The organism is Curtobacterium sp. YC1, from assembly GCF_016267665.1.
GTDB lineage: Bacteria > Actinomycetota > Actinomycetes > Actinomycetales > Microbacteriaceae > Curtobacterium.
The window spans coordinates 2,151,282-2,176,333 of the sequence record NZ_CP066341.1; the positions used below are offsets into that span (position 1 = coordinate 2,151,282).

At 72.9% G+C, this 25,052-nt stretch carries 19 protein-coding genes; 6 read left to right on the forward strand and 13 right to left on the reverse strand.

The features are described from left to right. Positions 1-2: 2 nt before the first annotated feature. Positions 3-1,001, reverse strand: a complete 999-nt coding sequence (locus I8920_RS10080) for a stage II sporulation protein M (protein WP_198656229.1) — start codon at positions 999-1,001, stop codon at positions 3-5. A 42-nt stretch (positions 1,002-1,043) separates the two neighbouring features. Between I8920_RS10080 and I8920_RS10085 the strand changes: the two genes are divergently transcribed. Then, positions 1,044-1,913, forward strand: a complete 870-nt coding sequence (locus tag I8920_RS10085) for an RDD family protein (RefSeq protein ID WP_198656230.1) — start codon at positions 1,044-1,046, stop codon at positions 1,911-1,913. Between the two features lie 302 nt (positions 1,914-2,215). On the opposite strand, the gene ahcY is transcribed toward I8920_RS10085, so the two are convergent. Together ahcY and I8920_RS10095 are read right to left on the reverse strand one after the other, a co-directional pair. Beyond that, a complete protein-coding gene (gene ahcY, locus I8920_RS10090) occupies positions 2,216-3,694 on the reverse strand; it encodes an adenosylhomocysteinase (RefSeq protein ID WP_198656231.1) in 1,479 nt (492 codons plus the stop codon). Positions 3,695-3,799: 105 nt separating this feature from the next. Beyond that, the gene (locus I8920_RS10095; protein WP_198656232.1) at positions 3,800-4,015 is read right to left on the reverse strand and encodes a DUF3499 family protein; all 216 of its coding nucleotides are present in this window, start codon (positions 4,013-4,015) and stop codon (positions 3,800-3,802) included. A 59-nt stretch (positions 4,016-4,074) separates the two neighbouring features. On the opposite strand from I8920_RS10095, the gene I8920_RS10100 reads away from it, so the two are divergent. Beyond that, positions 4,075-4,515 carry a metallopeptidase family protein gene (locus I8920_RS10100; protein ID WP_198656233.1) on the forward strand — a complete coding sequence of 147 codons (441 nt, stop codon included), beginning with the start codon at positions 4,075-4,077 and terminating at the stop codon, positions 4,513-4,515. A 49-nt stretch (positions 4,516-4,564) separates the two neighbouring features. On the opposite strand, the gene I8920_RS10105 is transcribed toward I8920_RS10100, so the two are convergent. The 5 genes from I8920_RS10105 to manA all read right to left on the reverse strand — a co-directional run bounded on the left by I8920_RS10105 (position 4,565) and on the right by manA (position 11,698). Continuing rightward, on the reverse strand, positions 4,565-5,974 hold the full coding sequence (locus I8920_RS10105; RefSeq protein ID WP_198656234.1) for a DUF5719 family protein: 1,410 nt from the start codon (positions 5,972-5,974) through the stop codon (positions 4,565-4,567). Beyond that, positions 5,971-8,823 (reverse strand): glycosyltransferase family 2 protein, encoded by a 2,853-nt coding sequence (locus I8920_RS10110; RefSeq protein ID WP_198656235.1) that lies wholly within the window; start codon positions 8,821-8,823, stop codon positions 5,971-5,973. The genes I8920_RS10105 and I8920_RS10110 overlap by 4 nt, the downstream gene beginning before the upstream one ends. Before the next feature lie 118 nt (positions 8,824-8,941). Continuing rightward, the gene (locus tag I8920_RS10115) at positions 8,942-9,274 is read right to left on the reverse strand and encodes a WhiB family transcriptional regulator (protein WP_442873586.1); all 333 of its coding nucleotides are present in this window, start codon (positions 9,272-9,274) and stop codon (positions 8,942-8,944) included. Between the two features lie 189 nt (positions 9,275-9,463). Beyond that, the gene (gene galE / locus I8920_RS10120) at positions 9,464-10,426 is read right to left on the reverse strand and encodes a UDP-glucose 4-epimerase GalE (RefSeq protein ID WP_198656236.1); all 963 of its coding nucleotides are present in this window, start codon (positions 10,424-10,426) and stop codon (positions 9,464-9,466) included. Positions 10,427-10,489: 63 nt separating this feature from the next. Further along, complete coding sequence (gene manA, locus I8920_RS10125; protein ID WP_198656237.1) at positions 10,490-11,698, reverse strand: mannose-6-phosphate isomerase, class I; 1,209 nt, start codon at positions 11,696-11,698, stop codon at positions 10,490-10,492. A gap of 67 nt (positions 11,699-11,765) precedes the next feature. Here manA and I8920_RS10130 point away from each other — a divergent pair, with 67 nt between their 5' ends. Continuing rightward, entirely contained in the window at positions 11,766-13,145 is a 1,380-nt protein-coding gene (locus tag I8920_RS10130; RefSeq protein ID WP_198656238.1) for an O-antigen ligase family protein, read from the forward strand. Here the strand turns inward: I8920_RS10130 and I8920_RS10135 are convergent. Further along, positions 13,137-14,060 (reverse strand): EamA family transporter, encoded by a 924-nt coding sequence (locus tag I8920_RS10135; RefSeq protein ID WP_198656239.1) that lies wholly within the window; start codon positions 14,058-14,060, stop codon positions 13,137-13,139. The two genes, I8920_RS10130 and I8920_RS10135, sit on opposite strands and share 9 nt — an antisense overlap. Before the next feature lie 73 nt (positions 14,061-14,133). On the opposite strand from I8920_RS10135, the gene I8920_RS10140 reads away from it, so the two are divergent. After that, positions 14,134-14,703: a CGNR zinc finger domain-containing protein gene (locus tag I8920_RS10140; protein ID WP_198656240.1), complete on the forward strand. Its 570-nt coding sequence runs from the start codon at positions 14,134-14,136 to the stop codon at positions 14,701-14,703. Between the two features lie 27 nt (positions 14,704-14,730). On the opposite strand, the gene I8920_RS10145 is transcribed toward I8920_RS10140, so the two are convergent. Continuing rightward, entirely contained in the window at positions 14,731-16,086 is a 1,356-nt protein-coding gene (locus tag I8920_RS10145) for a hypothetical protein (protein WP_198656241.1), read from the reverse strand. A 107-nt stretch (positions 16,087-16,193) separates the two neighbouring features. Here I8920_RS10145 and I8920_RS10150 point away from each other — a divergent pair, with 107 nt between their 5' ends. Next, complete coding sequence (locus I8920_RS10150; protein ID WP_198656242.1) at positions 16,194-17,480, forward strand: O-antigen ligase family protein; 1,287 nt, start codon at positions 16,194-16,196, stop codon at positions 17,478-17,480. 168 nt (positions 17,481-17,648) lie between these two features. Here I8920_RS10150 and I8920_RS10155 read toward each other — a convergent pair whose 3' ends face one another. Next, positions 17,649-18,395, reverse strand: a complete 747-nt coding sequence (locus I8920_RS10155) for a polyprenol monophosphomannose synthase (RefSeq protein WP_198656243.1) — start codon at positions 18,393-18,395, stop codon at positions 17,649-17,651. Next, positions 18,392-20,878, reverse strand: a complete 2,487-nt coding sequence (locus tag I8920_RS10160; RefSeq protein ID WP_198656244.1) for a glycosyltransferase — start codon at positions 20,876-20,878, stop codon at positions 18,392-18,394. The genes I8920_RS10155 and I8920_RS10160 overlap by 4 nt, the downstream gene beginning before the upstream one ends. Before the next feature lie 136 nt (positions 20,879-21,014). On the opposite strand from I8920_RS10160, the gene I8920_RS10165 reads away from it, so the two are divergent. Further along, positions 21,015-22,301 carry a glycosyltransferase family protein gene (locus I8920_RS10165; RefSeq protein WP_198656245.1) on the forward strand — a complete coding sequence of 429 codons (1,287 nt, stop codon included), beginning with the start codon at positions 21,015-21,017 and terminating at the stop codon, positions 22,299-22,301. Positions 22,302-22,523: 222 nt separating this feature from the next. On the opposite strand, the gene I8920_RS10170 is transcribed toward I8920_RS10165, so the two are convergent. Continuing rightward, a complete protein-coding gene (locus tag I8920_RS10170) occupies positions 22,524-25,013 on the reverse strand; it encodes a hypothetical protein (RefSeq protein WP_198656246.1) in 2,490 nt (829 codons plus the stop codon). Positions 25,014-25,052: the final 39 nt, after the last annotated feature.

A 25,052-nucleotide genomic window follows, 5' to 3' on the forward strand; every position in this document is an offset into this window, starting at 1 on the left:
CGCTAGCCGGCGACCAGGGCGGTGGAGCCGCGTTCGAACTCCTCGAGGTCGCCGCGCTCCCCCGCCCGGTACGCACGACCGCCGAGCACCCACTGGTAGGCGAGCACCGCGACCAGGGCGACCGTGCCGATGCCGATCTTGATCGGCCACGGCCAGTCCTGACGGGTCACGACGCCCTCGACGATGCCGGACAGCAGCAGCGTCAGGGTGAGTCCGATCGCGATGGTGATGAGGGCACGACCGTCCTCGGCGAGGGCCTGCGCGCGGGTGCGGCCGGGGCCGGGTGCCACCCACGACCAGAAGATCATGAGGCCTGCGCCACCGGCGAGGAACACCGAGTACAGCTCGAGCTGCCCGTGCGGCGAGATGTAGAGGAAGAAGTCGGCCAGGCGCCCCTGCGAGTGCATGATCGCGGCGGACACCCCGAGGCTGACGGCGTTCTGCATGATCGAGAACGGCACGAAGACACCGGTGATGCCGAAGGCGACCATCGTCGCGGCGATGTAGGCGTTGTTCGTCCAGACCTGCGCCGTGAACGCCCCGAGGCCACGGTCCGAGTAGTAGTCGACGAAGTCCTGCGTGGCGTACTGCCGCAGGGCCTCCTGCGTCCCGAACGTCGCCGTCGCGCCGGGGGTCGTCGTGATCCACACGGCGACGATCGCGCCGATCGCCACCGTGGCGAGGGCGACCCAGATGGTCACCCACCGGATCCGGTAGAGCGCCGCGGGCAGCTGTCGGGTGAAGAACAGGGCGACCGCGGTCAGCGGGTCGACGGGGGTGCCGGTGAAGCGCAGGCGGGCCCGGAAGAGCGTGAGCGAGAGCCGGTCCCCGGTCGCGGTGCGCGGTGCGGCGCCCCGGATGCGCGCGAGGTCCGTCGCGGCCTCCTGGTAGCCGGCGACGAGCCGGTCGACGTCGGCACCGGAGGCGTGACGGGCACGTGCCAGGCGGTCGAGCTCCCGCCACCGGTCGCCGTGCACCTCGGCGTAGGCATCCAGGTCCACGTGTTCCCCCTCAGGTCGCGCGATGTCCGACAGAATGATCCCATGCCGAAGCCCCGCACGCCGCGTGACCTCGCCGACGCCCGGTTCTCACGTGACCTGGAGGAGACCGCCGACGAGCTGGTCGTGGGCGAGGGCGTGGCGCTCGACGTCCAGCCCGCCGGGCTCGTGCTGCGGCTCGCCGCGGCCCTCCTGGACGGGCTCTGCGTCCTCGTCCTGTTCGTCCTGGCGTTCTTCGGTGTCTCGCGCCTGTGGCCCGAGGGCATCGAGCCGGCCTGGGGTGCTGCGCTGAACATCGTCCTGCTCGTCGTCGCGCTCGTGCTGGTCCCCGCGGCGGTCGAGACGGTGACGAGGGGGCGGAGCGTCGGACGCTTCGCCACCGGCACCCGGGTCGTCCGGCTCGACGGCGGCGCGATCGGGTTCCGGCACGCGTTCACCCGGGCGCTCGTGGGGCTGTTCGAGCTCTGGATGAGCTTCGGCTCGGTCGCCCTGCTCGTCGCGCTGTTCGGCAGCCGACCGCGGCGCCTGGGTGACCTGCTCGCGGGCACCGTCGTGCAGCACGAGCGCCTGCCGAAGCAGCGCGACCCCGAGGTACGGCTGCCGCCGGAGCTGGAGGCGTGGGCGGGCGTCGCGGACGTCTCGTCGCTGCCGCAGCGACTGGAGAACCGGCTCGGTGCGTTCTTCCGCGGGGCCGCGCTGATGCGGCCCGAACTGCGCGACGCTGCGGCGCAGTCGCTGGCGGCCGAGGTGTCGGCGTTCGCGCACCCGGTGCCGCCCGTGCCGCCGGAGGTGTTCCTGGCCGGGGTCGTCGTGCTGCGGCGCCGACGGGACGAGCGGGCGCTGGGAGCCCGGGCGGCGCTGCTGGCCCGGGCCGGGGCGACGGCCGGGGCACGGCCGCCGGGCTTCCCGCGCTGAGCGGGCGCGCGCCGCGCGCGGCGCGGCGCGGCGCACGGCGCGGCGCGGGCGCGCGCGGTTCGCGCCCCCTGACGGTCGTCGCGCCCCGACTCTCCGGGGCGCGATGACCGCACCGGGGCGCGAATCGATCGCCGGCAGCCGCCGGCGCGGCCGCCAGCCGCCTGCCGGCGGCGGGCCGGTTCGGAAACGGTCCGCACAACCGAAGTGACCCGGCGCCACGCGATCGCGCGGTTCCGGGTCACTTTGGTTGTGCGAACGACAACGCCGCCGGCCGCGCCGCCGCCGGCCGCCGCCTCGCCCGCTCAGTAGCGGTAGTGGTCCGGCTTGAAGGGGCCCTCGACCGGCACGCCGATGTACGCCGCCTGCTCCGGCCGCAGCGCCGTCAACTGCACGCCGAGCGCGTCGAGGTGCAGCCGTGCGACCTTCTCGTCCAGGTGCTTCGGCAGCACGTACACCCCGGTCGGGTACTCGTCGCGCCGGGTGTGCAGCTCGATCTGCGCGAGCACCTGGTTCGTGAACGAGTTGCTCATCACGAACGACGGGTGCCCGGTCGCGTTGCCGAGGTTCATGAGCCGCCCCTCGGACAGCACCAGGATCGAGCGCCCGGTCGGCAGGCGCCACTCGTGCACCTGCGGCTTGATCTCGACCTTCTCGACGCCGGGCAGCGCCTCGAGCCCGGCCATGTCGATCTCGTTGTCGAAGTGGCCGACGTTCGCCACGATCGCCAGGTGCTTCAGGCCGAGCATCTCGTCGACGCCCACGACGCCGAGGTTGCCCGTGCAGGTGATGACCATGTCGACCTCGCCGACGACGTCGGCCAGGCGTGCGACCTGGTACCCGTCCATCGCGGCCTGCAGCGCGCAGATCGGGTCGACCTCGCTGACGATCACGCGGGCCCCCTGCCCGCGGAGCGCCTCGGCCGCCCCCTTGCCGACGTCGCCGTAGCCAACGACGAACGCGACCTTGCCGCCGATGAGCACGTCGGTGGCACGGTTCAGGCCGTCGGGCAGCGAGTGCCGGATGCCGTACTTGTTGTCGAACTTCGACTTCGTCACCGAGTCGTTGACGTTGATCGCCGGGAACTTCAGCTCGCCGTTCCGGAACAGCTCGTACAGGCGGTGCACGCCCGTGGTGGTCTCCTCGGTGACACCCTGGATGTCGGCCGCGATGCGGGTCCAGCGGTCCGACGAGGTCTCGAGCGACCGCGCGACGGTGTCGAGCACGATCTTCCACTCGGCGCTGGCGTCGGCTGCGGCGACGGGCGCTGCCCCGGCGGCCTCGGCGTCGGCACCGGTGTGCACGAGCATCGTGGCGTCCCCGCCGTCGTCGAGGATCAGGTTCGGTCCGGTCCAGTCGGCACCGGCCGCGGCGGCCTCGTCGCTCCAGTCGAAGATCCGGCTGGTGCACCACCAGTACTCCTCGAGCGTCTCACCCTTCCACGCGAACACCGGGACACCGGCGGGGGCGTCAGGGGTGCCGGTCGGGCCGACCGCGACGGCGGCGGCGGCCTCGTCCTGCGTCGAGAAGATGTTGCAGCTCGCCCAGCGCACCTGCGCACCGAGCGCGACGAGCGTCTCGATGAGCACCGCGGTCTGCACCGTCATGTGCAGCGAGCCGGCGATGCGCGCGCCCGCCAACGGCTGCGCCGCGGCGAACTCGTCGCGCAGGGCCATCAGGCCCGGCATCTCGTTCTCGGCGAGACGGATCTGGTGGCGGCCCGCCTCGGCCAGGGTGAGGTCGGCGACGCGGTACGGGACGGCGGTCTGGGCTTCGGTCGACATGCGCACCAGTGTTCCATGCCGGGAGGCGCGGGTCACCAGCCGACGTCGGTGACGCTCCCCGGGCCTCCCGTCCGACCACCGCGACCACGTCGCGGAGGCGAGGCGTCAGTCGGCGTCGCGCGGCAGCGGCTCGCGCCGCACCACCTGCCAACCGCGCGGCACGCGCAGGGCGGCCGCGTGCCGGGCGCACAGGTCGTACCCGTGCGGCTCGACGCGGGTGGACAGCGGCCCGACCACGACCATGGAGTCGGCGTAGTCGTACGTCAGGGTCGACGAAGCGCTGTTGGCACACGCCACCTTGCTGCAGATCCGCACGTCCATGTCGACAGGGAGCCTAGCGGAGCGTCCGACCGACGCCCGTCCGCGCGTACGATGTGGGGATGCGTCGCAAGCCCCGCCTCGTCACCCCGGTCGACCGCGGACGCGGGCGCTCGCGACACGGACGCGGCGGACGCTCGAGCGTCACCGGCCCCGAGCTCGCGCCGGTCGTCACCCGCGCCGAGGCCTTCGACCGCCTCGTCGGCGACAGCGCCCACTACCTGCTCGGGCTCTGGCCGGACGAACTCGCCGGCGTGGTCTTCCAGGTGGCGGACATGCCGTCCGACGCCACCCTGCCGGACGAGCTGCCGCGCTGGCGCATCGACCGCGACGCCCGCCGGGTCACCGTCTTCCGCATCCCGGTCGAACGGGTGACCCGCAGCCCGGAGAAGGACGACACGGACCGTCGGATCGTCGTCGAGACCGCGGTGTTCCGCGCCGTCGGCGAGTTGATCGGCAAGGACCCGTGGGACCTCGCACCGGACCGCTACCGCCACTGGTGACGCGCGGCCGGTCTCGTCACGACACCGCCGCGGTCGGTGGCCGGGCCACTCAGGGGTAGATGCGGACCGGGGTGGAGACGTCGGTCTCGGGGCGGACCGGGAAGCCGGCGATGCCGTCGGGTCCGCGGTACGTGACACCGGCGACGATCCCGTCGGTCCCCGTGAGCGTCAGCTGCTTCGCCGTCTGCACCGGCAGCGTGACCGTCGCACCGGACGGGATCGCGAGCGTCCGTCGCTCGTCGCCGGAGCGCACCGTCACCGAGCGGTCCTCGCGCGTCGGGTTCACGAAGTTCAGGCGGACGCCGTCCCCCGGGGCGATCGCCGTGATCGCGCGGTCGCCGAGCGGCTCGGCCGACGCGAACCAGCCCAGGTCGGTGCCGTCGCCGTTGCCGTCGGTCGGCGTCGTGGTGCGGGCGCCAGCGACGACGGGCTCGGTCGAGGTCACGGTGAAGGAGTACCGGCCGTCCGGGAAGTCGTCGAGCGCGACGTCCGTCACGACCCCGGGCTCCGCGGTCGCGTTGACGGTCGAGCCACCGCCGTCGGCCGTGCTGATGCCGAGCGTCACCCGAGCCGACTTGTCGCCCGGTACGAACAGCCGGACGATGGGCGCGGCGTCGGCGGTGTCGTCGCCGCGCTGCGCCGCCTGGGTGTCGGCGAGCACGACCCCGGGGATCACCTGCGCACGCGAGGGCGCCGCGCCGCCGGAGACGATGTCGTAGCCGCCCGGCGTGAGCGTGCGGACGACGGTCTCCTGCATGTGCGCGACGATCTGCCCGCCGGACGACGTGACGTGCACGACGGTCGATGCAGCGTCCGAGACGAAGCCGGACAGCGGCACGACCTTCTGCGTGTTCGGCGCGACGACGATGCCGGTCGTGCCCGGTGCGCTGACGGTCCCGCTGCCGTCGTGGATCGTCAGGTCGACGGTGGCGTTCACCTCGGTCGGGTTCGACAGCGTCACGAGGCTGGTGCGTCCGGTCTCGGTCGAGCCGCCGACGAGCCAGGTGGACCGGCTCGGGTCGTCGCACGACGCTGCTCCGGCGCCGACCAGGTCGCCGCTGGAGACGCTCTGGTAGCTGCTGCCGGCGACCTGCGGGGTGGTCTCGCCCGCCGGTGCCGTGAGCAGACGGGGGTCGCTCCCGCCGGTGGTCGACGGGTCGAGCGCCGAGCGGTCGACCGTCGAGCCCGTCGTCGCCGTCGCGATGGTGGCCGAACCGACCGTGCTCGCGGTCGTGGCGTCGTTGCCGGCATCGTCGGACAGCCGCAGGGCGCTGCCGGCACAGACGCGCTCGGCGGCGGCGGGCACCGGCGTCACGGTGCGTCCGGCCGGCCGGCCGGGGTCGGACTCCGTGCCGAAGGCGTGTGCGGCGGTGACGGCACCCGCGGCGACGACCACGGCGACCGCGGTGGCGGTCCCGCGGACGACCCACCGACGGACGGAGGCGGGGGTGGGGCTCATTCGTCTCGCTCCTCGTCGAAGGTGGTGGCGGGCTCCTCGGCCTCGATGACGTTCGAGGTGGCGCGGCGTCGGCGGGGCGCGGTCGGCACGGCGAGCAGGGCCGCGGCCCCGAACACCACGCCGAGCACGACCAGGTAGAGCACGTGGGTGGCCTGGGTGGCGGCCGAGCCGGTGCGCACGCGGTCGACCTCGCCGTCGTAGTGGAACAGCTGGCCGGTCGCGGTCTCGCCGATGGCCGTGAACCGCGCGTCCTGCCCGATCGCCCCGGCGGCACGGTCGTGCACCGCGCGGGCCTCGGGGTCGTCGCCGGCGTCGTCGATGAGCACGAAGCTCACGCCGAGTTCCGCGAGCGCCGGACGCGGGTCGTACCCGCTGCGGCTCGCGAGGTTGCCGGCCAGCGTGGTCAGACGCGCCCCGGACTCGCTCAGACGCAGAGCCGTCGCGTCGAGGGTCGACTGGTCGTCGAGCGTCGAGCCCTGCCCGCGCTCGAGCGTGACCGCGAGCGAGCCGTCGTCCTGCGGCACCACGACGAGCGTGCCCACGTCGGGGTTCGCCTGCGCCTCGGCGTTCACGTAGGCGCTCAGCACGCGGCCGGTGGTCGGCTCGATCGTGGCGTTGCCGAGGTAGAACGCGGCGAAGGCCGGCGCGACGGCGACCCCCGTGAGCACCGTCGCGGCGAGACCCGCCACCGGCGCGGCCTTCGGCAGCACGTCGATCCCGATGCATGCGGCCACGACCAGGGCGAGCCAGTACACCGAGAGCCCGCTGCCCGGCCACACGATCGTGGTCGTCGAGCCGACGCCCGTCACCGTCACGTGCGTCGCGGCGAACGCGGTCGCGAACCCGAGGAGTGCCACCACGAGCGCGGCGCCCGCGACGGCCCAGCGGTGACCGAGCATCGCACCGATGGCGGCGGCCGCCACCGGCAGCGCGAGCACGGCCATGACGACCGGGAGCACCACCGCGGCGATCGCCAGGCCGCTGGTGACGGGCAGCCAGCCGCTCCAGTCGGGCAGGGGCTGGCCGATCGCCAGCTGCAGCGCGGACGGCGCACGGGTCGCCGACGGCACACCGGGGTCGGCGAAGACGGCGAGCAGGTTGCCCCTGGCCGCCTGCGCGAGCACCAGCGGCAGGAAGAGCACGACGGTGGGCACCGGGATGAAGACCCGACGGTGCGCGCGCCGCCAGCCGACCAGCAGCGCCACGAGCCAGCAGACCAGCAGGACCGGCAGCAGCGACGGCGCCGAGGCCGCGACGACGGCGAAGAGCAACGAGGCGCCGGACGCCCACGCCCACGAGCGGTGCGCCTCGAGGACGGCGAGGAACAGCCACGGAAGGACCACGTGCGCGATCGCGGCACCGAGGTGGCCCGTCGTGACCGCCCCCACGAGCGACGGGGCGATGGCGTAGAGCGCCGCGCCGATGACCGGCACCCAGGTGCGCGTCGTGACCTTGCGGACGGCGAACCAGGCACCGAGGGCGGACAGCGGGAACGCCACGAGCATCACGAGCACGACCGCGGTCGACGGCGACCAGAAGACGATCGAGCCGAGCACCGCGAGGACGGCGGCGAACGGGTCGGACGGGCCGGTGAAGCCGGTACCGAGCGAGTGCCAGCCGTAGCCGACGTTCTGCCAGAGCTGGCCGGGGGTGGCGCTGAGCGGCAGGAGACCGCCGCCCGTCAACGCCGGCGAGCCGAGCAGCGGGTAGAGGGTCACGACGCTCAGTACCGCGGCGGCCAGGACCACCCAGATCCCGCCGTCGCCCAGGAACGACGCCCGCGCGATCGGGGCGTCCTCGACCCGGGCGAGTTCGGCGTCACGCGTGGTGGTGCGGTGCTCGTGCAGGCGTCGCCAGCTCACCCGCAGGGGTTCGATGGCCGCCCACCCGAGCTTCTGGGTCCGCGCCAGGTTCTTCCGCGCCCGGCCCGTGCCCCCGCCGAAGGCGACGGCGAAGGCGGCTGCCAGCTCGGGCACGACCGCAGCGGGGTGCTTCGCGACCAGGTGCCCGAGGGCACGACCGACCGCGAACGGTACGAGGGTCAACCAGTGCAACCACAGCAGGCCGACGGGTGCGTAGACCATCCGCCGGTGCAGCTGCGCCTGCCGGTGGATGCGGACGCGCCGGGCCTCGGACACGCGCTTGCGCCCGAACTCCTCGATGGGTCCGGCGCTGGTGACCCGTGCCTCCGGCACGAGGGCGACCCGGTGCCCGGCGAGCCGGACCCGGGTGCAGAAGTCGAGTGCGGCGTCGACGTCCGGCAGTGCCGGGTCGAACCCGCGGAGCTCGTTCCAGACCGAGCGGCGCACGAGCATGCCACCGGCGCTGACGGCGAGCACGTCGGTGTTGCGGTCGTGCTGTCCCTGGTCGAGTTCGTCCTGCACGAGCACGACGGACCGGCCGAAGCGGGTCGTGCTCTCACCGAAGGCACGGATGCGCGAGGGGTCGTCGTCGGCGACGAGCTTCGGCCCCGCGACGACGACCGACGGTGCGATCTCGACGGCGGACAGCAGGTCGGCGAGCGCGGTCGGTGCCGGCGCATTGTCGTGTCCGAGCACCCAGAGCCACTCGTCGACGGGCTCGTCGGTGGCGGCCGGCGGGGCGGCGCGCTCCCCCTGGCGCACGGCGTCACCGAACGCGACACCGGCCGGCAGCCGGACGAGCCGGGCGGACCCGCCGAACGACAGCTCGGCGGTCGACCCGTCGGTCGAGCCGACGTCGACGACCACGAGGTTCTCGGGGTGGCGCGTCTGCGCGGCGAGCGCGTCCAGGGTCCGGTCGAGGTGGTCGGCCCCGTTCGCGGCGACGAGGATCGTGGTGACGCGGGGCTGGGAGACGCTGGGCTGCATGACGGGCGTCACTCTACGGTCTGGAGGCCCGGGGTCGGCTGCGCAGGGCGGCGCGCCGTGAACCTCGGGGTGCGCTCCCCAGGCGCGCCCTCGCAGGGCGCTGGCGCGCCGTGGGCGCTCAGGCGCGTTTCCGCAGCTTCCGGCGCTCGCGCTCCGACAGCCCGCCCCAGATCCCGAAGCGCTCGTCGTTCTCGAGCGCGTACTCGAGGCACTGCGCACGGACCGCGCAGGACGTGCAGATCTTCTTCGCCTCGCGCGTCGAGCCGCCCTTCTCGGGGAAGAACGCCTCCGGGTCGGTCTGCGCGCAGAGCGAGTCGACCTGCCACGCGAGCGGGTTCTCCTCGTCGTCGGAGTCCGGTCGCCGGACACCCGGGACGCCGAGCGCCACGGGGTCGACGTGCCAGTCCTCCGGAACTCCGGCGCGGAAGTCGGAACCGTTCACCCTGATCACCCCTGACGTCTCGATGACGAACCACGACGGATTGCCGTCGTTGCCTGTAATTACAGCGGTGTCATTCGCTGGAGTCAAGTCGCGGATCATAGAAGGCACTGACCGCTTCGGCGTGTCATGTCCCCCGTTTGGGCGTGTCGCACTGCGTCGGTCGACCTTCCGGGGGACAGCGGGCCCCGTCCTGCCGGCTCAGGAGGCGCGGCGCCGCGCCTCCCAGGCGCTCGAGACCATCTCGTCCAGGGTGTGCCGCATGGCCCACTCGAGGTCGCGTCCGGCCGCCTCGCCGGTGGCGACGATGCGCGCCGGGTCGCCGGGTCGGCGGGGTGCGACCTCCGGCTCGAAGGCGATGCCGGTGCCGGCCGCCATGGCGTCCATGATCTGCCGGACGCTCACGCCGTCGCCGCTGCCCAGGTTGTAGGCGCGGTCGAGCGGCTCCCCCGCCTCGAGCTTGCGGGCCGCCACGGCGTGCGAGTGGGCGAGGTCGGCCACGTGCACGTAGTCGCGCACGCAGGTGCCGTCGGGGGTCGCGTAGTCGTCGCCGTTGATCCGCGGGGTGCGGCCGGCGAGCAACGCGTCGAACACCAGGGGGAACAGGTTGTGCGGGCTGGCGTCGTACAGGTCCGGCTCCCCCGAGCCGACGACGTTGAAGTACCGCAGCGACGTCGTCGTGAAGCCCGCCGCGACCTCCATGTCGCGCAGCAGCCACTCGCCGATGAGCTTCGACTCGCCGTAGGGCGACTCGGGGTTCTTCGGCGTCGACTCGACCACCGTCTCGACGTCCGGGGTGCCGTACACGGCGGCACTCGACGAGAACACGGCCTTCGTCACGCCGGCGTCCGCCATCGCACGGAGCAGGGTCGCCGTGCCGGTGACGTTCTGCTCGTAGGTGTGCAGCGGACGGTCCACCGAGACGCCGGCGTACTTGTACCCGGCCACGTGCACCACGCCCGTGACGTCGTGCTCGCTGAAGGTGCGCGCGAGGAGCTCGCCGTCGAGGATCGTGCCCTCGACGAACGGCACGTCGTCGGGTACGAAGGCCCGGAAGCCGCTCGAGAGGTCGTCGAACGCGACCGTGTCGATGCCCGCCGCGCGCAGCGCGCGGACGACGTGGGACCCGATGTACCCGGCACCGCCGGTGACCAGCCAACTCATGGTCGCCACGCTAGCGGACGACGACGACGCCCCGGTGGCGAGGCCCGAGCCGGTCCTGTTCGGTCAGGCCCCGGTGGCGATGAAGACGGTGGAGGTGACGCCGTCGGACGAGTCCGCCTCGACGGTGACGTCGCCCTCGTCGGGGGTGATGAAGCAGGACTCACCCCTGCGCAGCAGCGTCGCCGACCGCGACCCGACGAGCGTGACGACGCCCTCGGTGCAGATCGCGATGGACGGCCCCGACAGCGGAGCGACCCCGCCCGTGCTCAGCCCCGCCGGACGACCGTCGCCGCTGACCCGCAGCAGTGCGAAGCCGACGCCCTGCGGCGCGAACCGGTCGACGCCGGGTCCGACGTGCTCCGGCTCGAGCACCGGCGCCGGGTACGCGGTGAAGTCGAGCACCCGCAGCAACTCCGGCACGTCGACGTGCTTCGGCGTCAGTCCGCCGCGGAGCACGTTGTCCGACGGGGCCATCAGCTCGATGCCCAGGCCGTCGAGGTAGGCGTGGATGTTCCCGGCGGGCAGGTACATGGCCTGACCGGCGGACAGCGTGACGCGGTGCATGAGCAGGGAGACGACGATCCCGGGGTCCCCCGGCCAGCTGGCGGCCAGGTCACGCACGGTGCGGGTGTTCGGGGTGAGGTGGTCCTCGTCCGTCGCGGCAGCGAGGTCACCGGCCGCCTGCACCACGGCGAGCGCCGACTCGTCGGCCGTCTCGAGCCACCGGACGGTGTCCTCGAGACCGTGCAGCAGGTGCACCTCGAGCGGCCCGAGCCGACCGGTGCCGGCGTCGAGGGCACGGACCTCGGCCAGGGTCTCCTCGACCGGACGGAAGCCGCTCAGCGCCTCGAACCGGTCGCTCAGCGCGACGACGAGCTCCGGCTTGGGGAACGGGTCCTTGTAGTTCCGGGCGGGGTCGTCGATCGCGACGCCCGCACGCTCCTCGCGCTCGTACCCCTCCTCCGCCTGCTCCGGCGTCGGGTGCGCCTGCAGCGAGAGCGGGGCCGCCGCCGCGAGCACCTTGAGCAGGAAGGGCAGCCCGGTGCGGTCGGCGCCGAGCGCGGTCTCCGGCTCGTCGGCGATCCAGTCACGCAGGGTGTCCGCGCCGCCGACCATGGCCGGGTTGACGACCACGCTGGGACTGCCGGCGTGCGCGCCGAGCCAGAGCTCGGCCTGCGGGGCGCCGGTGACGGTGCGACCGAGGAGCTCCGGGATCGCCGTGACCGAGCCCCATGCGTAGTCGCGGGGGGTGTTCGTGATGCCGAGGAACATGGGCGAGAGCCTACCGGCGCTGCCGACGGGACTCCTGCTGACCGCGACCGGCCGGTAGCCTGGCGTCGTGACGAACACCTGGCCGCTGGCACGCGGGACCGTACCGGAGCGCGAGGCGTTCGCCTTCGGGGCGACCACCCTGTTCGTGCTGTTCGCGGGCGACGCCGTGCCGAACACCCTGACCTGGGTCGGCGCCGGGTTCCTGTGGGCGGCGGTGGCCGTGTGGGGCGTCACCGTGCTGGTCCGGGCGAAGCCGCCGCTCGTGCGCACCCCGTGGGCGCTGTGGGCGTTCCTGGGCTGGTGCCTCGTCACGCTGATCTGGTCGCACTGGCGGTTCGCGACGCTTCCGAGCCTGTTCGTGCAGGTGGTCTGTACCGCGGTGGCCTTCGCCATCGCCTCGACCCTGACGTGGCGCCGGATCGCGGACGCACTGAGCCTGGCGCTGCGCTGGGTCCTGCTGCTCTCGCTCCTGTTCGAGGCCGTCGTCGCGGTGGTCGTGCGGCACCCGATCGCGCCGATCTGGACCGACTACGGCGATGCCGACATCCCCGACGCGTTCTACTTCTCACGCGCCGAGCTCTTCACCGGCGGCCGGATCCAGGGGCTGCCGGGCAACGCGAACCTGCTCGCCATGGTGGCCCTGCTGGTCGCGATCGTCGTGGCGGTGCAGTTCGCCGAGGGCCGGTTGCGTCGGAACCAGGCGATCGGCTGGCTCGTCGTCGCCGGGCTCGGGCTCGTCCTGACCCGTTCCTCCACGGTCCTCGCCGCCGCTCTGGTGGTCGTCCTCGTCGCCCTGGCCGCCGTCGCGATCCGCCGGGTGCCCACCGAGCGCCGCACGCCGCGCTACCTGCTGCTCGCCGCCGGTGCCGCCGTGGTGGCCGTGGCGGGCGTGCTGCTGCGCGGCCCGGTGTCCGAGCTGCTCGGCAAGGGCTCCGACGCCACCGGTCGGGGCGAGATCTGGGCGAAGGTGCTCGGACTGATCGACCAGCACCCCGTGGTCGGGTGGGGCTGGATCGGCTACTGGTGGCCCGGCATCCCGACCCTCGCCGACCTCGCCCACCGCAAGGGCGTCGTCTACCTGCAGGCGCACGACGCCTACCTGGACGTCTGGATGCAGACCGGCATCGTCGGCCTGGTGCTCTTCGCCGTCTACGTCGTCACCACGCTCTCGCGGTCGTGGGCCTGCGCCACCCGCATCGGGTACGACGCGGCGCTCCGCCCGCGCACGTTCGACCCGGTGTCGCTCCTGCCGCTGCTCGTCGTCGTCGCCCTGCTGGTGCAGTCCGTGGCCGAGTCGCGGTTGCTCTACCAGGGCAACTGGGTGCTGTTCGCCCTGTTCGCGATCAAGACCCGCATCGTGCTGACCGGCGAGGAGCCCGTCTCGGCCGGTGACGGCCCCCGGACGCCGCCCGCGGCGCGTGCGTTCCGCTGGGCCGGCTCACGCTGAGGCGCCGCTCCCGCTGACCCGCTCAGCACGGACGAAGGCGATGCCGACGAGGACGAGCAGTCCCCCGGTCAGCTGCAGCGCCGCCAGCGTCTGGCCGAGGAGGATCCAGGCCGACACCGCTGCTGCGACGACCTCGAGCAGACCGGCGAACGAGGCGAGACGACTCCCGAGGAGCCGGGACGCGACGATGCTCGTGGCGTACGCGAACGCGGTCGCGACGAGTCCGATGACGAACGTCGGCAGCCACCAGGGCACCTGCCGGCCGAGGACCTCGACCGGCGTCACGGCAGCGGAGAGCTCGACGACCCCGAGCACGCCGAGGACGCCGAGGAGTGCGGCGCCGACGAGCAGGCTCGCAGCCGCGAACGCCACGCTCGAGACGTCGCCCGGCGTGCCGGCCGAGACGACGAAGTAGACGGCGAGGCAGACCGTCGCCCCGGCAGCCAGGAGCACGCCGAGGGGATCGAGCGCCTGCCCGCTCGGTGACACCACGAGCAGGAGCCCGGCGATCGACGTGCCGGCGCCGATCAGCACGACCGCCGCCGGGCGGCGACGCCGGAGCACCCAACCGGTGAGCACGAGGAGGACCGGGGCCGTGTACTCGATCAGGATCGCGGTGCTCACCGGGATGTGCTCGATCGCCGAGAAGTAGCACAGCTGCGTGCCGACGACCCCGAGGGCGGCCATCGCCAGGACCCGCCACCGCGCTGCCCAGAGCGCCCGGTACCGGCCCCGCTGCGTGGACACCGCGAACGGGAGGAGCACGATCCCACCGATGGCCGCCCGGACGGCGACCGCTGCGCCCGGCGTCCACCCGGAGTCGAGGAGCGGTTCGACGAACGGGCCGGACAACCCGAAGGCGACGGCGGCCGCCACGGCGCTGAGCAGCCCCGTCGACCGCGGTGTCCGTGTCACGATGAGCACCTCACGTCATGATTGAACGGGCTGTTGCCCCTGACGGTACGCTCGGCATTCGTAAGGAGTCAAAATGTTCTTTGCCCCTGACACGGACGAGGCGCTCGCGTTCGACGTCGCGCTGATGAACACCGTCGCCGGTGCGTCGCCCTCAGGTCGTGACGAGATCGCCGACCCGGGCCAGCTCGCCGGGTTCGTCGACCGGTTCCGGTTCTCCGGACGGGTCGACGGGGACGCCGCCGAACTCGATGCCGTCCGATCGGTGCGCACGCTCCTGCGGTCGGCCTGGACCCTCCCCCCGGACGAGATGGTGACGTTCGTCAACGACGTCCTCGCGACACGGGATGCGCGGCCGCGGCTGACGCGGCACGACGGAACGGACTGGCACCTCCACGCGACGTCCGCGGACACGGCGCTGGCGGACCGCATCGCGGTGGAAGCGGCGATGGCCCTGGTGGACGTCGTCCGCTCCGGACGGACCCGACGGCTCCGGGCGTGCGCCGCCACCGACTGTGACGGGCGACTCGTCGACCTCTCGAAGAACGGTTCGAGACGGTTCTGCAGTGTGCGCTGCAGCAACCGCACGAACACGGCGGCGCACCGGGCGAGGAAGGCGACCCGGGCTGCTGGCACGGAGGGCTGAGCGCGCCCTCGACCCACGGCTACCCGGTCAGCGCATCAACCACGCGCAGGCCACCGGCGACGACCACGGGTTCGACCGCACCCGCGCGACCTGCAGGGTCGGGTCCGCTCGGCAGGCCTCCGCGGCCGCGGGCAGCTGCTCGGCCCACACCGGTCCGTCGCTCCGCCGCGTGTCCGCCGGGGCGACGTGCAGGACGGCAGCGGCCACGACGGCGGTGACCACGCACCAGCCGGCGAGCGCCCCGACCAGGCGACCCGCGCCTCCCGTCCGTCGCGCCGCACGCGACCAGCGTCCGGAGTCGACGAGCGCGGCGGCGGCGACCACCACGGCGCTCACCAGGAGCAGGCCGGCGGCCGCGGCGTAGCGCTGCGGCGGCGGGCCGGCCATCGCGGCGACCGGGGCGGACCAGCGGGTGCCGGAGCCGCCGTTGGCGACCAGGGCGGCGGCCCAGACGGCGACGGACGCCAGGGTGAGCGCGACGACCATCCACCGGGTGCGTGTCGGGGCGACCACGACAGCTGCCACCAGGACGACCAGGAGCACGACGGCGGGGACGAGGACCACCGCCCAGCCGCGTGCGACGACGGCGCTCAGGACGGCGCCGAGGTGCGGGTCCCACGAGCCGGCCACGGGTCGGAGCAGGTAGCCCGCCAGCACGTCGCGCAGGGCGGGCACCACGGGGGTGAGCGCACGGGGGCTGGTCAGGGTCGTGGTCCCCTGCACGGCGAGCCCCACGATCGCCGTCGCGGTGACGGGCAGGGCGAGCAGGCGGCGGTGCCGGCCGGTCTGGTCGGTGTCCGGCGCCGCCCATGCCAGGAGCAGCAGCGGCAGGAACAGGACGGTCAGCGGTTCGGTGAGGACGGCTGCCCCCGCGACCACGGCGAGCGCGGCGGCTCCCCACCACGAACGCGCCCGGTACGCGAACACCCAGGGCACGAGGACGAGCAGGTACCAGTGCAGGTTGGCGGCGTTGCCGCTGATCTCGCGGGGTGCGAGCGGCAGGACCACGGGCACCGCGGCGAGCACGACCCGGAGCGACGCGGGACGGACGGTGTCGCGGGACAGCACGAACACCAGCGCGCAGACCCCGCCGACCAGCAGGCACGACGTCAGTGCGACGACCTGGGCGTAGCGGGCCGCCGGCAGCGCGTAGCCGAGGTCGACGACCAGCCGCGGCACCAGGTGCACGTAGCCGGCGTACGGGTGCAGCAGGGTGTCGATCGGCCCCATCGCGATGCGCTCGCGCAGGAAGACGCCGCCGTCCTCGGCCCAGACGGTGTTCCGGGGCACGGGGCCGAGTCGGTACCAGGCCAGGGCGGCCGCGAGCAGACCGAGGACGAGCGCGACGAGGGGGACGCCGGCGACCCTGCGCACGAGGTCCATCCGGTGAGGATAGTTCTGAGATCGCGCATCGTCGATACAGCCACTCCGCGATGTGGTCGGCTCGTCCCGGGGTCGTGCGCCAAGATGGACGGGTGACGGACGGCCGGGTGAGCAGACACGTGCTCGGGCGCCGGTACCTGTCCGCCTGGATCGGCTTCTCGGCCGGTGGACGGTTCAGCCAGGCGCTCGCGACGGTCATCGTGCTGTTCGGGTTCGGACAGCCGACCGTGCAGGCCCTGGTCGGCCGGGCCGGCACGTGGGCCGTGCTCCTGACGCTGTTCGTCCTGGCCGGGCTGAGCCTGCTGGGGCAGCGCTACCGCATCGAGTGGCACGGGGTCCTGCCCCTGTCGCTGCTCGCGTTCGTGGGGTACTGCGCCCTGAGCGTGCTGTGGAGCGAGTACTCCTGGTTCGCGCTCCGGGGCCTCGTGCAGACCGTCTGCTTCATCGGGCTCGGGTTGTACCTGGCGCTCGGCCGCGACCTGGTGCAGGTGATCCGGGCCTCCGGCGACGCGTTCCGCATCCTGCTCGTCACGGCCCTCGGGCTCGAGGTCCTGTCCGGCCTGGTCCTCGACGTGCCGTTCCCGGCGTTCGGCATCCGCGGCGACATCGCCTACGGCGGGCCGATCCAGGGCATCGGCGGCACGCGCAACTTCATGGGGTTCATCGCGGCGATGGCGCTCGTGACCTTCGTCGTCGAGTTCCTGACGCGGTCGGTCACGGTGTGGCGCGCCGTCGCGTCGACCTCGCTGGCCGTCATCGCCCTGATGCTCGTGCAGTCCCCCATCACCGGGCTCGCGATGATCGCCCTCGCCGTCACCGCCCTGGCGCTCTGGTCGCTCCGGCACGCGCGACCGGCGACACGGCCGGTGGTCAACGCCGTGCTCGGCGCGGCGGTGCTGCTGACGCTGGTCGTCGCGGTGCTCGCCCGTGGTCGGCTGCTCGCCGAGATCGGCGCCGCGGGCGGCACGGCGACCCGCACCGACCTGTGGTCACAGATCCGGGTGCTCGTCGAGCGCTACCCGATCCAGGGCTGGGGCTGGGTGGGCACCTGGCCCACGGAGCCCGTGGTGCCCTACGTCACCCTGATCGACCCCGCCGGGGCACGCTTCACCTCGGGGCTCAACGCGTTCGTCGACGCCTGGCTGCAGATCGGGTTCGCCGGCACGATCATCCTGGGCGTCACGGCGCTGCTCGCGTTCGCCCGGGCCTGGGTGACGGCGACGACGTTCCCCGGGGTGGCGTACGTGTGGCCGGCCGCGGTGCTCGTGCTGCTGGCCGTGACGAGTACGGCGGAGAGCTACCTGCTGCACGGGGCCGGCCTGATGTTCTTCGTGACCGTGCTCGTGGTGGCCGCTCGACGCCGGTCGTGGCGGCGGCACCTGCCGCGCTCGTAGCGCGCGCTGCGCGCGACCCACAGACGGCCGGGAGGCCCGTCACGGCCCCGCACCGCGCCTCCAGGCCGTCACGCCGGACGTTCCGGGCCCGCGCATCGTGAGCAGGAACGGTCGCCCACACGGACGCGACCCGACCGTTCCTGCTCACGAAGCGAGCGAGCGCGAGCGCTACGGGCGGGTGCGGCGCCCGAGACGGCGCTGCAGCCCCCACTGGGTGACGCGGAGCATCGCCTCGACGACGATCGAGCGGCTCATCTTCGACACCCCGTGCACGCGGTCGCGGAAGCGGATGGGCACCTCGACGATGCGGCCACCCAGGGCGTCCACCCGCAGGGTCATGTCGACCTGGAAGCAGTAGCCCTTCGAGTCGACCGAACCGAGGTCCATGCGCGCGATCGCGGTGGAACGGTAGACGCGGTAGCCGGCGGTGATGTCCCGCACGTCGAGGCCGAGCACCCACCGCGCGTAGGTGTTCGCACCGCGGCTGAGCGCCTGGCGACGCAGCGGCCAGTCGACGACCGATCCCCCCGGCACCCAGCGGGAGCCGATGGCGAGCTGGACGTCGTCGGAGGACGCCACGGCGTCGATGAGGGCCGGCAGCCGGTCAGCCGGGTGCGAGCCGTCGGCGTCCATCTCGACGAGCAGCGGGTAGCCGCGCTCCAGACCCCAGCGGAAGCCGGCCACGTAGGCCGTGCCGAGGCCGAGCTTGCCGGCGCGCTGCAGCAGGTGCACCCGGTCGTCCTCGGCGGCCATCGCTCGCACGATGTCGCCCGTCCCGTCGGGGCTCCCGTCGTCCACCACGAGCAGGTGGACGCCGGGAGACGCCGTCAGGACGGCGGACGCGATGGTCCGGATGTTCTCGGCCTCGTCGTACGTCGGGACGATGACGAGGGCCGTGGTCTCGCCCGGGGTCACCGGTTGAGTCGCCGCTTGACCTTGCCGGCGACGCTGCGCGGGCCCTCGGTGCGCAGGTAGTGCACGGCGCGGCCGAGGTCGTACCGGACGCCGGAGAGCTTCTTGCGCTCCGGGACCCGCACGCGCATCGTGTGCGGCGCGAGCGTCGTCGTGGTGTCGCGCACCGACTTGTCCGCCGCGCGGATCGGGTTGCGGCAGAACTCGACGAGCGGGGCGAGGACGTTCTCCCACGTGAACTGCTCGCGCACGCGGTCGACGTTCGCGATGAACTGCGTGCGGGCCTTCTTGTCGAACAGCGCCGTCTCGAGCGCCGCGGCGAGGCCGTCGACGTCCTGCTCGTGCACCGCGATGCCGAGCTTCTCCTCGGCGACCAGGTCGCCGAAGGAGTCGCCTGCCGTCGTGACGATCGGCAGGCGCGCCCACAGGTAGTCGAGGATGCGGGTGCGGAACGAGAACGTCGTCTCGAGGTGCTCGTAGTGCGTCGAGACGCCGGCGTCGGCCTCGAGCAGGTAGGCGCCGCGCTCCTCGTACGGGATCCACTGGTCGTTGAAGAAGACGTGCTTGCCGGTGAGGCCCAGGGCGTCGGCCTCGGCCCGGACCTTCGCGACGATGTCCATCTCGGGCACGTCGGGGTTGGGGTGCTGCACGCCCATGAAGAAGAGCTTGACCGACGGACGGTGCTCGGCGAGCTGCGCGATCGACCGGACGAGGGTGATCGGGTCGAACCAGTCGTAGATGCCACCGCCCCAGACGACGAGCTTGTCGTTCTTGCCGATGCCGGGCATGACGCCCTTGACCCGCTGCTGGTCGTGCACCGGCGGGGTCGAGGACAGGCCGAACGGCACGACGCCGATGAGCGAGCGCAGGTCGGCGTCGCGCGAGTAGGTCCGGGCGTTCACGCGGCCGGAGCCGGCGAGCTGGCCGAGCCAGAACATCCGCTGCCGCTCGGACGCGCAGATGAAGTAGTCGCCGAGTTCGAGCTGGTGGTTCAGGGTGTCCGATGCGTCGAGGATCTGGCGGTTCCACTTGTCGACGTCGTCGCTGCGGCCCTGCTCGAGCTGCTCGAGGTGCAGCGGGTCGTACACGTCGACGACCAGGATCTTGCTCGTCGACTCGAGCACCGGGAACAGCCGGAGCGCGTGGCCCTGCACGATGATGACGTCGGCCCAGCCCTCGTGCTCGACCATCTGGCGCGGGTGGCGGTGCGGGACCGTGACGACCTCGTAGGACGGGTCGATCTGCGACGAGCGGGTCAGGCTGACGACGCGCACGTCGTGCTCGGACGCGAGCTGCTTCGCCATCTGGGTCGCGCGGATCGCCGGGCCGGCCATCTTCGCGCCGATCGAGTCCCCCGTGATGATGAGCACGCGGCGGCGGGTGCCGACCTCGAGCACGCCCAGGGAGTGCACGATCTTGTCGTAGCCGGCCAGGTAGTTCTCGATCGGGTAGGCGGGCTCGTCGCGGTTGCCGAACAGGCGCAGGAGCTCGCGGTCCGAGCGCACTCGGGTGGCCTGGATCGCGCGACGCGACTCGGTCATCGACGGCAGCTGCTCGACGAACTGGTCGACGCCGTAGATGCCGGCCATGCTCGTCTTCGGCACCGGGATCGTGGGCACGCTGTCGTCACCCGGGTTGCGCAGGTCGAGCTCGGTGGAGTCGAGCTCCCCGCGGCCCACGGCACGGCGGACGGCGAGGGCCAGCGACCCGGGCAGGGCGGCTGCGAGCTGCTCGTCGCCGAGGTTCTTGTAGAGCGTGAACAGCGCGTTCCGCTCGAGCAGGTAGGTCTCGCGGAAGTCGCCGAACTTGTTCATCGACGCGTGGTGCTTGTGGAACGCGACCGACTTCGGCTGGTACCGGAAGCGCCAGCCGAGCAGGTTGAGGCGCCAGCCCAGGTCGACGTCCTCGTAGAACATGAAGTAGCGGTCGTCGAAGCCGTCGAGCTGCTCGAAGAGCTCGGCGCGGATGAACATCGCCGCACCGGTGCCGAACAGCACGTCGGTCTCGCTCTCCCAGCGGCCGGTGTCCGGGGACCCGGCGAAGGGCTTGTAGCCCATGCCGTACCAGGTCATCGCCGCCTCGGTGAAGTCGACGTTGACGCCCTCCCAGTCGAGCACCTTCGACGCGACGGCGCCGATGTCGGCACCGGACGCGAACGTCGCCATCGCCTCGCGCACCCAACCGGTGTCCGGACGGGCGTCGTTGTTGAGGAACGCGACGACCTCGCCGGAGGACTTCGCGACGCCGAGGTTGCAGCCGCCGGTGAACCCGAGGTTCGCGCCGGCGTCGATGAGGGTGAAGTCGAGCTCCGAGGCCTGCAGCCGACCGAGGTGCTCCGGGCCGGAGCCGTTCTCGACGACGATGACCTCGAGCTTGTCCTGCGGCCAGTCCTGCTTGCGGAGTTCCGCGATGCTCGTCAGGGTGTCGTCCGTGCCCTTGTAGTTCACGAGGATGACGGACACGACTCCCGGCTTGCGCTCTGTCACGCGGGTTCCTCCAGCAGCTGCCGCGCGGAGCGCGGGTCGATGGCTCGGCCGCGGGGTGCCGCGGACCGATGACACCCTACAAGGCGCGCCCCGCCACTCCCCTGTGGCGGGCGACGATTCGTGCAGAATGGCGTGCGTGACCGCCGTGATCCCGAGCACCCCCATGTCCTCCCCCCTCCGCGAGGAGTACGCGGCCATCGCGGCCGGCGAGCACGCAGAGGGGCCCCGAGGCACGATCCGCTTCGCGGTGTCGACCGCCGACCCGGACGAGGGCAAGGGCGACCTGTTCGTCGCGCTCGGCCTGGCTCGCGCGCTCCGCGCCGCGGGCTGGGGCGTCGCGATGTGGCCGCTCGAGCGCTGGGGCGAGGCGGTCCCCGCGGACACCGCCGTCGTGGTCAGCATGATCGAGTCGTTCGTGCCCGGGTACGTGCCCGCGGCGACGGCCCTGGTGGCGTGGGTGCGGAACTGGACCGCGAAGTGGGCGGCCCTGCCGTACCTGGACGAGTTCGACGCCGTGTGGACCTCGTCCGGGATCGCCCGTGACGCGGTCGCCGCGACCTACTCCGGCCCCGTCGAGGTCGTGCCGATCGGCGTCGACACCGAGCTCTTCACCACCGACGCACCGGCTCCGCGCGAGCGCACCGACCGCGCGGTCACGACCGTCAACTTCTGGGGCGTCCGCCGTCGCGTGCAGGACGTCCTGGCCGGGGTCGCCCCCGCCGAGCCGATCGTGTGGTTCGCCGCGAACGTCGACCACGTCGAGGCCTCCGCCGGCGTCGAGCTCCGCCCCGCCGTGTCGTACTTCGCCCTGCCCGAGGTCTACCGCGCCGCCGGGTTCGTCGTCGACGACGTCATCGCGCCGGCCGCCGAGTACGGCACCCTGAACTCCCGCCTGTACGAGTCGCTCGCCTCGGGGGCGCTGCCCGTCACCGACTGCGCGCTCGGACTCGACGAGCTCGGCCTGTCCGAGGTGCCCGTCTTCGACGACGCGGCCTCGCTCGAGCGGGCGCTCGCGATGCCGCGCGAGGAGCGCACCGCCCTGGTCGACCGCCTGCGCGCCGTGGTGGTCGAGCGGCACTCCTTCACCGCTCGCGCCGAGCAGGTGGGGCCGTCGCTCGACGCCGCCGTCACCGCGGCCTCCGGCCGGACCGGCGAGCGCGGGGCGTTCCTGCGCTGGGCGACCGCGCAGCGCGAGACGCTCCGGCAGGCCGAGCACGACCGTGACGTCCACCTGGCCGGCGTGCACGACATCAACGCGCGCCTGGTCGCGTCCGAGCAGCAGGTCGGTGCGTACGACACCGCGCGGCGCGCGGCCGAGGCGGAGCGCGACCAGATCGCGGCCCGCTTCCACGGCCTGACCCGGTCGCCCGAGTACCGGCTGCTGCACGGCGTGGGCCTGATGGCGCGGCGCGCGCGCCGCTGACGGCGGTCGTCGCGGCTCGCTTCGTGAGCAGGAACGGTCGAGTCCGCCCGCCGGACCCGACCGTTCCTGCTCACGATCCGCGTGCCGGTCACGCAGCCCAGGACGGACGGGAGGTGGGCCCCGCCAGCCGGTACCGGCGCACCGCGCCAGCGGGGTGACGGCCGAGACTGGAGGGACGGTACCAGCTGGTACCGGGCCTCCCGTCCGTCGTGTGGTGACCGTCTACTGCACGGTGACGGTCTTCGTGCCGAAGCTCTTGTAGGTGCCGCTCGGCAGGTCCTGGAAGTACACGCGCACGGTGTGCGTGCCCTTCGACAGGCCGGTGAACGTCCGCGCCAGGCCGACGTCCGAGCCCCAGTCCGGGTGCGCGGCCTGCACGTCGGTGCGGATCGCGTTCGCGGTGCCGGGCGAGACCGCCTTGCCGTCCAGGTGGATCTTGTACTTGACCGGGTCCCAGACGTCCGGGTCGATCGCCCAGCCGGCGACCGAGATGGTCCCCTTGCCGCCGGTGGCCGTCTCGTACTTGCCCGTGACGGAGCCGGTCTTCCCCGTCTTGCCGGTGGTCGGCGGGTCGGTCACCGTGACGCTCTTCGTGCCGAAGCTCTTGTACGTGCCGCTCGGCAGGTCCTGGAAGTACACCCGGACGGTGTGGGTCCCGGCCGTGAGGTCCGGGATGGTCAGGGACAGACCCACGTCCGAGCCCCACGCGGGGTGCGCGGCCTCGACGTCGGTCCGCTTGGCCTTCGCGACGCCCGGGGCGATCGCGACGCCGTCGACGTGGATCTTGTACGCCACCGGGTCCCAGACGTCGGGGTCGATCGCCCAGCCGCGCACCGTGGCGCTGTGCACGCCGCCGGTCACCGACTCGTAGGCGCCCGTCACCGAGCCGGTCTTGCCGGTCTTGCCGGTGTCCCCCGACGTCGGCGGGGCGGTCGTCGCGCTCGCCACCGTCACGGTCTTCGTGCCGAAGCTGACGTACTTGCCGCTCGGCAGGTCCTGGAAGTAGACGCGGACGGTGTGCTTGCCGGCGCTCAGGCCGGTGAGCCGGAGCGTGAGTCCGACGTCGGAACCCCAGTTCGGGTGGTTCGCCTGCACGTCGGTGCGGGTGGCGTCCGCGACACCGCTGTCCGTGCTGACGCCGTCGACGTGGATCTTGTACTTGACGGGGTCCCAGACGTCCGGGTCGATCGCCCAGCCGCGCACCGTGGCCGTGCCGACGCCGCCGGTGACGGAGTCGTACGAGCCGCGCACCGAGCCGGTCTTGCCCGTCTTCCCGGTGGTCGGCGGCGTGACCGTGACGGACTTCGACGCGACCTTGACGTACTTCGTGCCCGGCTTGTCCTGCACGTACAGCGTCACGGCGCGCTTGCCGGCGGTGATGCCGCCCATCGTCTTCGCGAAGCCGAGGGTGGTGCCGACGCCCGGGTAGACCTTCGCGACGTCGGTGCGGGTGCGGTCCGCCGTGCCGGTGGCCTTGCTCACGCCGTCGACCAGGATCTTCCACGCGCCGGGCTTGGACGAGTCGGGGTCGAGGACCCAGCCGCTCGCCGAGATGGTGCCGGCACCGCCGGTCACCGAGTCGAGGACGCCCTTCGGCGGCGCGCTCGTGACGGTGCGGGTGTAGCAGCCGAGCAGCGTGTTCGCGCCACGCCCCTGGTTGATGGCGTAGGTGCAGACGGAGTGCTTGCCGAGGCTCAGCCCGGTCAGCTCGGCCTCGAACCCGTGCTTGGTGTTGTTCGCGCCGAGGGTGCCGGCCAGGTCGCTGCGCGTCTTGTCCGCCGTGACCGTCTTCTCGCCGGCGCCGTCGACGTAGAAGGCGACGCGCAGGGGCGCGGTGGTGTCGGGGTCGGCGGCCCAGCCCTTCACGGTGAGGGTCGAGGTCGCGGTCGCGGTGACCGAGTCGACGTCGCCGGTCGGGCTGCCGTTGCCGGTCGCCGAGCCGAACCAGTCGGTGTACATGCGCCAGAAGTTGCGGTTGCCGTAGGCCGAGCAGCTGTCACCCGAGCCGTACAGGTTCGACATCGCGGCGCTGTTCGGCGTGTACGGGGTGTAGATGTACAGCCCGGCGGTGGCCTGGTTCTTGATGTAGACGTTCTTCCGACCGCAGGCGGCGTTCGGGTTGAGCAGGATCGCGTTGGTGCGGCCCGCCTGGTACGCCCACGAGGTCGGGGTGGCCTGGTAGCGCTTGAACTGCAGCCCCGCCGCGTAGACCTGCTGGGCGAACCCGCGGTAGGCCGGGTCGCACGGTGCGGTGTCCGGGCAGGCGAAGCCGGTCGCGTGCTGGTACATCCACGCGGTCGGCCGCGAGGTCGAGACGATGCCCTGCTCCTTCTCGAGCAGCACGAGGAGCGCCTTCTGGCTGATGCCGCACGCGGCGCCGACCTGGGCGATGATCGTCGCCGCCGACTTCTTGCCGCCCGCGATGGCCTTGCAGCGGCCGGAGACCGCACCGATCGTGTTGACGTTCTGGGAGAAGTCCTGCAGGCAGACCGGACCGCCGCTCTGCTGTCGGCAGTTCGGGGCGACGCTGTCCAGGAACGACTGCACCGACGTGGCGCTCATCGCGGAGCCGTTGTAGAAGGCCGCGTCGCTGATGATGTTGCCCGGGTCGAAGTCCGAGGCCACCGCGGCCGAGGCCGTCTGGGTGGTGGTCTGCTCGGCGAGCACGGTGCCGAAGGTCAGCCCGCTCGCCGCCACGGCGAGGGACGCCACCAGGGCGAGGGAACTCCGGAGTCCCCTGCGGGGAGAACG